Origin of the sequence: Egbenema bharatensis FJBBOT/2019, assembly GCF_048077055.1 — a bacterium.
GTDB lineage: Bacteria > Cyanobacteriota > Cyanobacteriia > Elainellales > Elainellaceae > Egbenema > Egbenema bharatensis.
Genome location: NZ_CP182236.1, coordinates 2,616,712 through 2,629,583, shown reverse-complemented (window position 1 = coordinate 2,629,583; position 12,872 = coordinate 2,616,712). Strand labels below are relative to the sequence as shown.

At 51.4% G+C, this 12,872-nt stretch carries 11 protein-coding genes and 1 pseudogene; 8 read left to right on the top strand and 4 right to left on the bottom strand.

Features of this window, described 5'->3' with window-relative positions:
* The first annotated feature begins 203 nt into the window (after positions 1-203).
* The 3 genes from ACM1PF_RS12170 to ACM1PF_RS12160 all read left to right on the top strand — a co-directional run bounded on the left by ACM1PF_RS12170 (position 204) and on the right by ACM1PF_RS12160 (position 2,566).
* Positions 204-809 (top strand): YdcF family protein, encoded by a 606-nt coding sequence (locus tag ACM1PF_RS12170; protein ID WP_416674820.1) that lies wholly within the window; start codon positions 204-206, stop codon positions 807-809.
* Positions 810-1,102: 293 nt separating this feature from the next.
* A complete protein-coding gene (locus tag ACM1PF_RS12165; protein ID WP_416674818.1) occupies positions 1,103-1,894 on the top strand; it encodes a DUF1868 domain-containing protein in 792 nt (263 codons plus the stop codon).
* Positions 1,895-1,963: 69 nt separating this feature from the next.
* Positions 1,964-2,566, top strand: a complete 603-nt coding sequence (locus ACM1PF_RS12160) for a cobalt-precorrin-8X methylmutase (protein WP_416676635.1) — start codon at positions 1,964-1,966, stop codon at positions 2,564-2,566.
* Here ACM1PF_RS12160 and ACM1PF_RS12155 read toward each other — a convergent pair.
* Entirely contained in the window at positions 2,563-3,096 is a 534-nt protein-coding gene (locus tag ACM1PF_RS12155) for a tetratricopeptide repeat protein (protein WP_416674817.1), read from the bottom strand. The two genes, ACM1PF_RS12160 and ACM1PF_RS12155, sit on opposite strands and share 4 nt — an antisense overlap.
* Positions 3,097-3,531: 435 nt before the next feature.
* Between ACM1PF_RS12155 and ACM1PF_RS12150 the strand changes: the two genes are divergently transcribed.
* Positions 3,532-4,956, top strand: coding sequence for a protein kinase domain-containing protein (locus ACM1PF_RS12150; RefSeq protein ID WP_416674815.1), 1,425 nt, complete (start codon positions 3,532-3,534; stop codon positions 4,954-4,956).
* A 68-nt stretch (positions 4,957-5,024) separates the two neighbouring features.
* Here ACM1PF_RS12150 and ACM1PF_RS12145 read toward each other — a convergent pair whose 3' ends face one another.
* A complete protein-coding gene (locus ACM1PF_RS12145; RefSeq protein ID WP_416676634.1) occupies positions 5,025-5,927 on the bottom strand; it encodes a c-type heme family protein in 903 nt (300 codons plus the stop codon).
* Between the two features lie 619 nt (positions 5,928-6,546).
* Between ACM1PF_RS12145 and ACM1PF_RS12140 the strand changes: the two genes are divergently transcribed.
* The 4 genes and pseudogenes from ACM1PF_RS12140 (at position 6,547) to ACM1PF_RS12125 (ending at position 11,521) form a co-directional block, all read left to right on the top strand.
* Complete coding sequence (locus ACM1PF_RS12140) at positions 6,547-7,425, top strand: phosphate/phosphite/phosphonate ABC transporter substrate-binding protein (protein WP_416674813.1); 879 nt, start codon at positions 6,547-6,549, stop codon at positions 7,423-7,425.
* A gap of 540 nt (positions 7,426-7,965) precedes the next feature.
* Positions 7,966-9,422 (top strand): annotated as a pseudogene (glmM, locus tag ACM1PF_RS12135) (phosphoglucosamine mutase).
* Positions 9,423-9,571: 149 nt separating this feature from the next.
* Positions 9,572-10,609, top strand: a complete 1,038-nt coding sequence (locus ACM1PF_RS12130) for a permease (protein ID WP_416674811.1) — start codon at positions 9,572-9,574, stop codon at positions 10,607-10,609.
* Positions 10,610-10,702: 93 nt separating this feature from the next.
* Positions 10,703-11,521 (top strand): TIGR03943 family putative permease subunit, encoded by an 819-nt coding sequence (locus tag ACM1PF_RS12125; RefSeq protein ID WP_416674810.1) that lies wholly within the window; start codon positions 10,703-10,705, stop codon positions 11,519-11,521.
* Between the two features lie 24 nt (positions 11,522-11,545).
* Here the strand turns inward: ACM1PF_RS12125 and ACM1PF_RS12120 are convergent, their stop codons facing one another.
* Together ACM1PF_RS12120 and ACM1PF_RS12115 are read right to left on the bottom strand one after the other, a co-directional pair.
* Positions 11,546-12,229, bottom strand: a complete 684-nt coding sequence (locus tag ACM1PF_RS12120; RefSeq protein ID WP_416674808.1) for a pyridoxamine 5'-phosphate oxidase family protein — start codon at positions 12,227-12,229, stop codon at positions 11,546-11,548.
* Between the two features lie 131 nt (positions 12,230-12,360).
* Entirely contained in the window at positions 12,361-12,864 is a 504-nt protein-coding gene (locus ACM1PF_RS12115; protein WP_416674807.1) for a GNAT family N-acetyltransferase, read from the bottom strand.
* Positions 12,865-12,872 lie beyond the last annotated feature (8 nt).

The window sequence follows — 12,872 nt, the reverse complement described above, 5'->3', positions numbered from 1 at the left end:
ACGCGCTTCTCCTGGGGAATTTACAACGGCTTGACCAATCCTGGACTCATCACCCTCACCCTGCTGGTGGTCATGGGAATCCTCCTGCTCCTGGTCAGTTCTTCCCCCCTCAGACAGCGTGTGGTGAAGGGGGGATCATTCTACTGGCAGGCTACTGGTTCACCATTTCACCCCTATTTTCGATCCCTGCGACCTGGTTACTGGTGCAGTTGGTGCCTCAGGACACCGGGCAGGCTGCGGATACTGTTGTTGTCCTTTCCCGTGGCCGCAACATCGAGGGCGATCGCTACAATACGGCAATTTCCATGTTCAACAGCGGTCGAGTCCGCCAACTTTTTGTGACGGGTCGCCACCAGAGCATTCAGGTCTTTGCAAAGCTCGAACAACAGGATTTACCCACCCAGGCACTTTCAGGCACAGCCTGCGCTCGCACGACTAAATCAGAAGCCTACTCCGCCGCCGGGATTTTGGGGCCTCAAGGCATCAATCAAATTATTTTGATCACCGATCCACCCCATATGTTGCGATCTTGGCTCACCTTCAAAAGCCTTGGGTTTTCTGTCATCCCCCACATCGAACCTCTACCAGATGCTGTGGGACAAAGCCAACGATCGTTCCTTGCCGTTCGAGAATATTTGGGACTCCTCAGCTACGCCGCCCTGGGACGGTTCAACCCCCGATCGCCCAACACCCTGCTCCAACCCACCAGGGACATCACCACCCCCTATCCCTCTGAGCAATGCCTGATTACCGTCGATCGAATCCAGCAATGGGCATCCCAAACCAAAAGACAACAGGCAGAAGGATAACCCCCAACTTACCCACCCACCCACTCCCCACTCCCCACTCCTCACTCCTCACTCCCAAATGAATGATTTTCTACAAAACACAAACGCATTTAGTCCTAAAGTGAGATATTCCATCCTTCAGGAGGCGTTACATATCTAAACATTAATAGGTTGCTCCCTTTCCCACGCTGCCTTCCACCAGCTTCACTTTTGTCTTTTCTTCCTCCCACCTCCCCGTTTTGTCCAGATTCCCGGTACATTAAGGAAATCTTCCCAATACACTTTTTCAGCGTTGAAGTTCGAGGTAAGCCAGATTGGACGACACTTACCAGGTTTATGTAAATCGAGTGGCCCGTATGACCTTGCCTGAGACGTTTCAATCTCAGGTGCAGTTCATCCAGCCCTCGCCAAAGTTTCAGCCCCTTGCCAGCGGAGGGATTGAACCTGCGCCGTTTCCGGGCTATACCGTCATCAGTCCGCCCTGCGTCGATGATGGCAAAAATGCGGAGTTCTATGAACATCTGCAAACCTATCAAAGCGAAATCTTAGAGCGATTAGAGCCAGGCTTGTTGGTTCCTTTGCCTGTGGATAGCTTCCACTTCACCCTGGCCGATCTGGTTTGGGCCAGTGCCTATCACCATGCCTGTGAAGATACGCCAGAGTTTGAGCAACGGCTTCAGACCTGTGTAGCTCAGGTGTTTCAAAAGAGTGAGGCAATGGTTCAGGCAGATCAGCCGATCTACTGGCAGGTGATTGGGTTATTTCTACGAACTCGCGCCTTAGGAGTCTGCCTGGTTCCCAGAGATGAAGAGTCCTATAACCGGGTGCTGCTGATGCGGCGAATGCTCTATCAATCTCCAGAGTTGATTGCGCTGGGGGTGGAGCAGCAATATAACTTTACGGCTCACATTACCCTGGGATATTTCGGTGAACCCGCAGGGGCAGCAAACCACGATCGCCTGGCGCAAGACCTGATTGCCCTGAATGACCACTGGCTAGAAACCCACGCACCCCAGGAAATGTGGGTACATCGGGCTGAACTGCGCAAGTTTGATGACATGACTCGCTACTACCGAGAGTCAGGTTGGGCAACACTGGAGTTTTAAGTGGCTGGATCATCACCCGGATCACGCTCTGGATCAAATAAAACCCATCAATCCTGCAAGGCGGCTGCCCTGAACCATCCCATCCTGGAGCAAAGCTTTGCGGTGATTGATCGGGAAATTGGAACGCACTCACTGACGGACGCGGAATATGCGATCGTCCGGCGAATCATTCACAGTACTGCCGATTTTGAGTTCAAAGATCTCGTTCAGTTCAGTTCAGGGGCGATCGAAGGAGCGATCGAGGGGATGCGGCGATCGGTGCCGATCGTGGTGGATGTCAGTATGGTCAAACAGGGGATTGCCACCCTGGTGAGTAAAACCTTTGGCAATCCCATCATTTGTGCAGTGGAGCAAGCCGAGGTCGCTCTGCCAGGTAAAACCCGTACCGAAACGGGAATGCTCTCCTGCTGGCAGCGTTATCCCCAGGCAATCTACGTGATTGGTAATGCTCCCACGGCCCTATTAGCGTTATGTGAGGATTGGCGATCGCAGGCAGCCTATCCACCTGTGGCGATCGCAGCTCCCGTGGGCTTTATCTCGGTGCTGGAATCTAAAGCTGCCCTGGCCCAGCTTCCAGTGCCTCAAATTCGGGTGGAAGGACGGAAGGGAGGCTCTCCGGTAGCCGCTGCGATCGTCAATGCATTGCTGCTGTTGGCGTGGGATGAAGTCTAGGAAGAAGGAACCAATCGCCGTCGCAAGGACTCTGCTCGCCGCTTGGCTGTGGCGTTTTTGGGTTCAATTTTTAAAGTTTCTTCATAGGCTTCCAACGCTTGCGCCGTGAGCTGCTTTTTCTCGTAGGCAAACCCCAGGTTGTTGAGGGCAGTGGGGTAAGCTGGCTTGCGATCTAATGCTTCTTTGTATTGCTTAATTGCCAGATCAAACTGTTCTTGGGCCGTGTAGGTATACCCCAAAGCGTTGTAAATCAGTGCCGCGTTTTCGTCGTCTTTTAGATCTTTGGACTTCAAAGCTTTTTGAAATTGAGCAATGGCCTGAGCATAGAGCCGCTTGTCTAGCAGAATGCTGCCGAGTTCGTAATATTCCTGAGCCGTGCCTTTTTCCTTACTCAGCTTGCTCTGCAACCGTGACAGAGTGCTTTCAGTGCGACGAGTCCTCAAAATTTGCCGAAACAAAAACCAGCTTGCAATGGCCAGCAGCGTCACCAAGATACTGAGATAGACAACAGGAAGTAAACGATCATCCATAACCCTTAGTACACAGCAAACGATTTCCTTTTTCAGCCTACACTACAATTGGAGTTGCAATGGAGAAAGACTCATCCGCAATCGGGCTGGGCGATCGATTGTTTCATTTCAGCGTTTGTTTAAGGAATTTGGCTCTAACAGACCGTATAAATTGAGTAAAGGGTATTATAGCTGCTAATACTTCAATCAGAGCTTACTGATCTGAGGCGAGTCAATGGTTGACAAGATGCATTATCAGCTAGGTGCAGGGTTAGCCGGATGCAATGATGGTGAATCACCAAATTGAGTATTCCCCTATCCTGCTGGTTGGGATTGCAGCATTTAGTAGCTAGTGCCCCGCGCTGAAGTATTTTGTCGGTTCAATTTACCTTTGCACAACTCACAATTTACCTTCACCCCAAGCGATTGATTGTTCAGATTTAATAAGTTTTATAGATGGACATTTATTGCACTCGTCCAAATTGCCCAGATCCGGTTAATGCCATCCCTGATTTAGATGACGGCACCTTCTTCAGGACAGTACAGCAACGTTATTGTGCTGCTTGCACCATGCCGCTCGTTTTGGATGGACGGTATTTGCCACTCGAACGCCTGGGGGGTGGAGCTTTTGGCACAACTTTTCTAGGATTAGATTTGCGATCGGCCAAGCAGCGTCATTGTGTGATCAAGCAATTGCAATTGCGTAATCATCTTGCTCCCAATCAGGTGGAAGGGGTAAAACGGGCATTCCGTCGAGAAGCAGAAATTTTAGAAGTTTTAGGGGACAATCATCATCAAATTCCGACCCTGTTTGCTTACTTCGGCTTAACGGCTCCTGGCTTTACAGGTTCGCGTGCTTCTGATCCCCATCAAGGAGAACCAGAGGAATATATTTATCTGGTGCAAGAGTATGTGCAGGGGCGAGATTTAGATAAAGAATTACGGCAAAATGGCAGGTTTTCCGAAGCGGACGTGTTGGAGATCATGCAGCAGGTGTTACCTGTGTTGCAGTTTATTCACGATCGCGGAGCCATTCACCGGGATATTAAGCCCAGTAATATGATGCGGGATCAAAATGGGCGTATTTATCTGATCGATTTTGGGGCCGTGAAACAGGTGACAACGGGAGTCCCCCTTAAAAGTAATTCCCTGGTGTTCGGCACCCTTGGCTTCGCACCCCCAGAGCAGATCGCAGGCAAACAGGTTTATCCCTCCACTGATCTCTATTCCCTGGCCGTAACAGCCCTATGTTTGCTTACTGGGCAATCCCCCGAAGCCTTGCTCGATGCCAATGGGGATTCCTGGAATTGGCACCCCTATACGCGAGTCAGCGATCGACTGGAACAGTTGCTGGATAAGATGCTGGAGTTTGTTCCAGGGCGACGGTTTCAGTCGGCTAAGGAGGTATTGGCAGCAATTACAGCCCGCTCCGCTGCTCAAGGCTTAAATCAGCCTCGCCCCAATGCCGACGACAAAACGCTACTGGCATCGCCCTACGAAGTGGACTTTTCCCAAGATGGGATAGAAACGCAGTTTCCACCTCACCGTGCTGCACCAGCTCATGCTGAGACCCTGGTGACTCCACCCTCCTATCCACCCCAGCCGCCCCAGCCCCTCCAGAATATTCCGGGACACAATCTATCCTCCCATCCAGCCCCAGCCCCAGTACCACCTAACCTGCATCCAGCTCTGCATCCGGTTTTTGTGAAGCGATGTAGAGAGGAACTGGCCTACTACATTGGCCCGATCGCAGGTTTAGTGGTTGAGGAAGCCATTGCTGAACATACCCTGGTTAGCTTACAGCAATTTGTAGAAATTCTGGCGCAGGAAATTCCTGATCCCCAGGCTGGATTAGAGTTCAGACGGAAATTGCTCTCGTGAGTCCAGGAAAATGCAAATTGGGATGCACCCCCAAGCAGTCCATCCCCAATCATCCTTGATTCCATTCCTCAACCGCCGTGCGTGTTGCGGTTCAGTCGCTTCAGGGCAATTTCCAGACTCAACTGCATTCGCTTAAAGGCGCGGGCCAAATTCCCGATTTCATCGTTAGAAAGCTGCTCAAACTCTAAGTCGGTATGTCCAGTGCTGACTTCTTCGGCAACGCGAGTCATGCGCTTCAAGGGACGAATCACCTGACGATTGAGAATTGCATTCACCAGCAGAATCACTGCCACAAAAATGCCCGAAACGATGCCCAGAATTAGCAAGATCGACTGATTGGCTTTATTAATCACACGACTGGCCGGCACAGAGACCATTCTGGCTCCCACAATCTCATTCAGTTGCCAACCAAATCCATTCGCTGCCCCATACCGTTCAATCTGGCTTCTGGGTGCTCGATCGGGTGTACTGTGACACGTTAAACAGGTTTCGCTGGGCACGATCAACGGACGAGCAATATAAAATACCTTGCCGCTGGGAACGGAACGAAAACCGCTGACTTCTCGGAGGCTAGTATTGTCCCGAAATCGCTCGACAATTTGAGTTTCAAATCCATCGGCTTTGTCCCGCAGGTTGGTGGGATTGAGAGTTGCTTCTTTGTAGAAGAAATCGCGGTATTCCGGATGACCGCGCAGGAGGTCAAACACCTCGCGGGCTGAGTAAGCTGGAATGGTTTGCGGCAGGAATACTTCTTCGAGGCGATCGGCTAATTCCGGGTTGATTTGGGTACTGGTGTACTCGCGCACCGATCCCATTGCTTCCATCAAAATTAACCCGGTGGCGGCCACATCATTCCGGGCATTTTGCCTGAGAACGCTGGAGAGAACTAAGCCACTGAGGGTTAAACCTGCTACAAGAATTATTGTTAGCAGAATTGTAAATTTTCGTCTTAGACTAAAGTTTTTTAACATCATCACACGGCTAGACTAAAACTAAATTGTTTCGGAGTTGAAATTAAGAATTAAAACGGCTTCGCATTTATTCATATTTCTTGCCTTCTGCTACGACTTCAGATATTCAGGTTGCATCCTTGATTTTGCATACAACGCCTGAGACTTGCCGATCAGGCGATCGAGGCGGTTGAATGACAATTTTGTAAACAATTGGGTATAGCGATTGCTTACCGCTACAACTTCGCAATGCTCAATTCCGTTACGCTTTAAGTTTGTTCATGGCTGCAATGGGGCGGCATAATGAGCTGGCATATCTGAGTGCTGGTCTAAATCTGGTCTAAATCTGGCACATCTAAAATGGCTTAGTATCAATGATCTGGCGTAGATGAGCTGGCGATGATCCAGCGGAACTCGTACGCTGGAGTTCAACACAATCGTCAAACGCAGTTTCCGGGTCAAAAAATATTAAAAAAGTTAAGGGATTCAGATTTTTCCAGGCGGTACATTGTAGCTATAACGTGACTCAATCTTAGCCCCTTTTCACTTGAAGAAAATTCTTCTTAAGACAATCTTTGAATCCGACCCAATGAGTTGACAGCTTGCCCCCCTTCCTTTGCCATATCTTTGTGATATCACTATGTTTGTTCATCGAATTTTGTTCGCTAAACTACTATTAGTAGGGCTGCTAGGCGTTGGTTGTAATCCAACACCGGACGCGCAAGGCTTTAACGAGTTAACGATCGGAGTCGTTAGCTACGATGAAGGAGAAATCTCCCTGGAACGGTACGAACCCCTTCAGCAATATTTAGCCGAACAAACACGATCGCTCGTCCAACTGGAACCGGCTTACAACGAAATTCAAGCCCTGGAGCAAATTGAACGGCGGCAATGGGATATTGTGTTTGCACCACCAGGGCTAGCCTCGATCGCCATCGATCAAAATCTTTACATCCCGCTATTCGCCCTAGAGGAAATCGATAGTGCTCGCCGGTCTTTAATGATCGTTCGGGCTGAAAGTCCGGCAGAAACGCTGGTGGACTTAAATAACAAAGTCATCGCCTTAGGAGAACCGGGATCAGCAGCAGGTTACTATCTCCCGATCTATGACCTTTATGGGTTAGTTTTTCAGGAAATCCAGTTTGCCCCCACGCCTCGGACGGCACTGCAATGGCTGAGTGAGGGAACAGTGGATGCCAGCGCGTTGTCGATGGGAGATTTTGAACAACATCGCCGCGATTTTCCTGAAACTGAGTTCCGGATTCTCCATACCAGCCGCTGGATTCCACCGGGTCTAGTGCTGCTTGGGCCGACCGTCGAGCGGAATCTCCAAGCGGAAATTGAACGCACCTTACTGGATGCTCCCGCCGATATTGCGTCAGATGCAGGATATGTACCCACCGCAGAGGTGCCAAACTACGCCCAATTCAATGAGTTAGTTCAAAAGGTGTTTCCGCTCAGAGAACAGGTACGGCAAACGCCAGCGGTTCTACTCTACGAGGAAGAAGCAGGAGGCTGACTCACCCACCCCGGATAGCACTATTTCGTAGAGGATGAAGAAAAATTTGATGCAGCGATTTGAGCCAACCATAGTGCAGGCATCATCGCCTTCTGGAAAGCCTGGGCGATCGCAAAACTCAGAAACGCAAAAATACCAGGGCCAATTTTCTCTCTTCGCCATATAATCACAGTGAGCAAACAGCTCGGTTAAACTTGTGCCTTTTGCTACCATTCGCACTACCCAAAATCGCAAAACTTTAAAGAGAGTGAATTAAGTCAATAGAGCCGTTGCGCCAGACAGTTCTGTTTACTTAGTAGGATGCGGAATGCTGCGATCGGTGCCATTGTTAGGGCTATCTCAAGTGTCACTACGGGTGTCCCTGTTGATGTGCGCTTCGTGAACAACCGTGCTATGCTCCGCTTTGAGTGTGATGTATGGAGTGAAAACGTTATGGTACTATCATCTGTGCCTTCTGAGAAGACTCGGCTCTCCTCCTCTCAGGTTCCTGCCGCGACCGAAAGTTCAAGTCCTGCAACCGTCAGCCAAGCAACCCATGCGATGATCGATCGCCCCGCTATCGATCGCCCCGATGTTGATCACCCCATTCCAGAGCTAGAAACAGCTCCGTGGGGTTGGGTAAAGCTGCCAAAAACTCGCTTATTTGGTACCGATGGCATCCGGGGACGAGTGGGGGATTTGTTGACGGCTCCGCTGGCTATGCAGGTCGGCTTTTGGGCGGGGCAAGTGCTGCGATCGCATTCGACTGAACCTGGGGCGATCGTGGTCGGGCAAGACTCTCGCAACTCTAGCGATATGCTAGCAATGGCTTTGTCGGCAGGGCTGACGGCCGCTGGATTAGAGGTCTGGAATGTGGGACTCTGTCCAACCCCTGCGGTGGCCCATTTAACCAGCAGTACCCACGCCCTGGGTGGTGTGATGATTTCCGCCAGCCACAACCCGCCAGAGGATAACGGGATTAAATTCTTTGGGGCAAATGGAGCCAAGCTGGATGCTAACCTGCAAGCCGAAATTGAAGCCGCTTTACGCGGGACACTCCACGCCAATCCGGTTAATCTACTCCATCGCTCCTGGGGGAAACACTACAGCCGCCCCGAATTAATTCATCACTATCAAGCATCGGTTCAGGCCCCCTCCTGAGTCGGTTAAACCTGGAAGGGCTAAGGATTGTCTTAGATTTAGCCTGGGGAGCCGCTGCGAAGCTGGCCCCGATGATCTTCAGTCAGATGGGAGCTGAAGTCATCTGTCTGCACGATCAACCCGATGGCGATCGCATCAATGTTAACTGTGGTTCCACCCATCCTGAATTACTGCAAGCGACGGTACAGCAGTCAGGAGCCGATTTGGGCTTTGCCTTTGATGGAGATGCCGATCGGGTGATTGCGGTAGATGCCCAGGGACGAATCGTGGATGGAGACTATATTCTTTATCTGTGGGGAAATGCGCTTCAGCAGGCGAACCAACTGCCAGAAAATCTGATTATTTCGACAGTGATGGCGAATCTGGGCTTTGAGCGGGCCTGGCAGGCGCAGGGAGGAACCCTGGTACGAACGGCTGTCGGTGATCAGTACGTTCATGCCGAAATGCAGCGACGGGGAGCCAAGCTAGGGGGAGAGCAGTCGGGGCATATCCTCTGTCCTCACTATGGCGTTTCAGGCGATGGGTTGCTGACCGCCCTGCACCTTTCAGCCCTGGTGAAGCAGTCGGGAACCAGCCTGACAGAAATGGTGAACCAGAGTTTCCAATCCTACCCCCAGATTTTGCGGAATGTGCGAGTGGAAGACCGCGATCGACGGCTCAACTGGCAGCAGAACGACCTTCTGCAATCGGCCATTACCCAGGCAGAAGCGGCAATGGGCGATCAGGGGCGAATTCTGGTACGGGCCTCTGGGACGGAACCCGTGATTCGGGTCATGGTGGAGGCGGCAAATGCGGAACTGACTCAGCACTGGACAGAAAATCTGGTGTTGGCAGTCCAAGCCTATGCAGCACAATGATTTTAGGAGTTTTGAGGGAGGGCATCAGGGGATGGGGGCACGCGCCATCCCTTGCCTTCTGTCAGCGATCGGTTACAATAGCATGTCGTGATTTGATCCCCAACCGGACGCTCTGTGATCCCCGATTTGCTCTTCACGCATAAATGCCCATGAATCAGGTCAACAACGCGCTGACACTGTTCTTCAGTTTGCTGGTTGAGGCCATGCCCTTCCTGCTGCTGGGAGTGCTGTTTTCCAGTATCCTTTTGCTGTTTGTCGATGAGCGCAAGCTGGTGGCAGCAGTGCCTCGAAATCCCCTGATTTCAGCCTTTGCAGGGAGTTTGATTGGCTGTTTTTTTCCAGTCTGCGAATGTGGCAACGTACCTGTAGCACGACGGTTAATGGTGCAGGGTGCGCCTCCCGCAATGGCGATCGGGTTTCTGTTGGCCGCCCCAACGGTGAATCCCATCGTGTTTTGGGCCACCTGGACAGCCTTTCGAGATCAGCCGGAGGTCGTTTTCCTCCGCATTGGCTTTTCGCTATTGATTGCTTCGATCGTGGGCTGGGTTTTCAGCACCCAGGCTGATTTGCGTCCCCTCATGCAGCCTACTGTGGCTCGGGCCATGCCAGCTCCTAGGGAGGAGTCCCAGGTCTGCCCCGTGACGAATGGAGATTCAGGTTCCGCCTTATTGCAATCCGGCACATTTCTATTGGGTGAATCGGGTTCACCTTTGCGCTTAGATGGCAATCCAACTCAGATGGCCACCCTTGCTGCCAATCCCGTCCTGTCGCGTCCCATGCCGGAACGGTTGCAGATGATGCTGGATAACATTGTGCAGGAGTTGCGGGAACTGGGCGGAATTTTGATTATTGGCACGGCGATCGCCTCCTTAATTCAGGTTGCTGTCCCCCGTGAAATGATTTTGGGTCTGGGGCAAAATACCGTGACATCGATTCTGGCAATGATGGCCCTGGCCTGCATTGTCTCCATCTGCTCCACCGTCGATTCCTTCTTCGCCCTCTCATTTGCCTCCACTTTCACCACTGGCTCCCTGCTGGCCTTCCTGGTCTTCGGGCCCATGATTGACCTGAAAAATATTGCCCTTCTCCTATCGGTGTTTCGGGGCCGGGCGATCGTCTATTTGTTTGTCTTGGCGGGTCAACTGACTTTCCTGCTGACGCTAATCGTCAATTTGTACATTAGTTAATCAGCAAAGCTGAAGTTGACCGTATGATTGCTGGTGGGCATTGTCCCGTTGATTTCCCACTCACCACTCCTTACTCCTACTCCTAAGTTCCCTATGACCGTTCGCGCAAAACCCACTACTCCCCGTCGAAAACGTCGATCGTCTGGCAAAAAGCTCAGTCTGTGGTTGCCCTTACTGGATACAGTGACCATGCTGGCGTGGGGAGCGTTGCTGCTGAGGTTCTGGATCACCGGAAGGATTAATGTGCTGCTGCACCCAGGTTATGTCTGGCTGGCTTATTCGGCCGGCTTTTTCCTGGTGGGGGTGGCGGTGTTCAAGGCAATTCAGTTGCCCTCACGCTTTAGACGGTTCCGAACCCCCTCTGGGGATCTAATTTCACCCCAGCATTTTTCGCTGTTTCCACCCGGATGGAGTAGTGCCTTACTGCTGATTGTGGCTCTGTTTGGCTTGCAATTTACGCCTCGACCGTTCGCCAGTCAGGTTGCCCTCGATCGTGGGGTGACCGATTCGCTCACCATGACCCGATCGCAGCCCCAATCCTTCCGGTCTTCCAGCAGTCCATCGGAGCGATCGTTGGTGGAATGGGTGCGAACGCTAAACGTTTACCCAGAACCGGATGCCTATGCCGGACAACCCGCCAATGTGGAAGGGTTTGTGATCCATTCCAATGAAATCCCTGAAAATTACTTTGTGATTTCCCGGTTTGTCATCACCTGTTGTGCAGCGGATGCCTACCCAGTGGGGATTCCTGTGAAATTACCGGAGGGCGATCGATCGGCTTATCCTCCGGATATGTGGTTACGGGTGGAGGGGGAAATGATGACGGAAACCTTGAATGGTAGGCGACAGTTGGTGATTCAGGCAAAGTCACTGGAGGAAATTCCAGAGCCAGATACACCGTACGATTACTAGGATGTGGTTTAAACCTTTTGGTTATTACATCGATCGCCCATAGTTCTCCACATGGCCCGGAATTGGTACATCTAAGGTCAGCCTGGGATCAGGAATGGGGGACAGAGCCATGAATTTCAGCGGGAGTTCCCCTGCCCAAACAGGTAGGGCATAATCCGCTTCATCATCGATTGGTGGGCCCGATCGAATTTTGGCAGAGGCTTCCGTCAGGGGCAAAGACAGCACCAGTGTTCCAGCCACTTCCTGCGGCGTTGGTTGTCTTACCTCGTCCCACCGTCCGGGAATGATATGTTCCGTAAAGGCTTTGAGTGCCTCCCCTTTTTCCGCTTCACTTTCAACCCAGGTTGCTGTCCCAAACACCACCACCGATCGATAGTTCATGGAATGGTGAAAAGCCGATCGCGCCAAAACTAAACCATCTAGCAGCGTCACCGTTACACAAACTTCAATTCCCTTTTTCAGGGTACGCAACATCCGGCTGGCCGGCGAACCATGAATGTATAGTCGATCTCCTATTCTGCCATAGGCCGTCGGGATCACAAACGGTTGCCCATTCGCCTCAAATCCCACATGGCAAATCAATCCTTCATCTAAAATCTGGTAAATTACCTGGCGATCGTATTCTCCTCGCTGGGGGAGTCGCTTGATCTGCGATCGATCTGTAGGTGTTAGTTTCTCTGGGTTTAACCTATTCTGCTCGGTGGTCATTTTACTCTCTATTCTCCTGTTCTATTCTGTTTAACTGATCTTGGTTATTTACTTCCTACTTCCCTTTAGGGGTGATTCACGAATTGTCCTTGCCTCTTCTTGATTCTGGATGGGCGATTCACGAATCGCCTCTACCGTGCCCCATGTTCCAACTCCAACTGCATCACATTACTTTCCTTGAACCCTAACCGCTCGTATACTGGTTGTCCTAACGGAGATGCATTGAGAATGGCGCGTGTACAGTGAATTGATTTGAGATAGTCGATCGCTGTAGCGGTCAGTTGGGTTGCAATCCCCTGTCTGCGGTAGGCGGGCTCCACGTAAACGCCCCAAATGTAGCCGTATTGTCGATAGCTGGGCTGGAGAATGTTGGGGTATAGTCCGGCATAGAGCTGGCATCCGACGGAACCCACAACCCGTCGATCGCTCCCTTCTTCAACCTCAGCCACAAAGGCCCGGTAGTTCAAGTTCTGACGTGCCTGGATCATGAACTGGCAGATCACAGTACGCCAATCGGGATCGATCGCGTCGGGTGGAATCTCCAGATCCAGCCACATTTGATAAAAGTGTTCCGCCAGCAAAAGATCTTCCTCCAAATCAGCAATCCTGACCTGGACAAGGCTTTGGGTCATCATTGATAAAT

Coding starts and splice junctions, on each gene's coding strand:
- ACM1PF_RS12140 (WP_416674813.1), top strand. CDS start 6,547: ATGTTTGTTCATCGAATTTTGTTCGCTAAACTACTATTAGTAGGGCTG.
- ACM1PF_RS12130 (WP_416674811.1), top strand. CDS start 9,572: ATGAATCAGGTCAACAACGCGCTGACACTGTTCTTCAGTTTGCTGGTT.
- ACM1PF_RS12155 (WP_416674817.1), bottom strand. CDS start 3,096: ATGGATGATCGTTTACTTCCTGTTGTCTATCTCAGTATCTTGGTGACG.
- ACM1PF_RS12125 (WP_416674810.1), top strand. CDS start 10,703: ATGACCGTTCGCGCAAAACCCACTACTCCCCGTCGAAAACGTCGATCG.
- ACM1PF_RS12150 (WP_416674815.1), top strand. CDS start 3,532: ATGGACATTTATTGCACTCGTCCAAATTGCCCAGATCCGGTTAATGCC.
- ACM1PF_RS12120 (WP_416674808.1), bottom strand. CDS start 12,229: ATGACCACCGAGCAGAATAGGTTAAACCCAGAGAAACTAACACCTACA.
- ACM1PF_RS12115 (WP_416674807.1), bottom strand. CDS start 12,864: ATGATGACCCAAAGCCTTGTCCAGGTCAGGATTGCTGATTTGGAGGAA.
- ACM1PF_RS12145 (WP_416676634.1), bottom strand. CDS start 5,927: ATGTTAAAAAACTTTAGTCTAAGACGAAAATTTACAATTCTGCTAACA.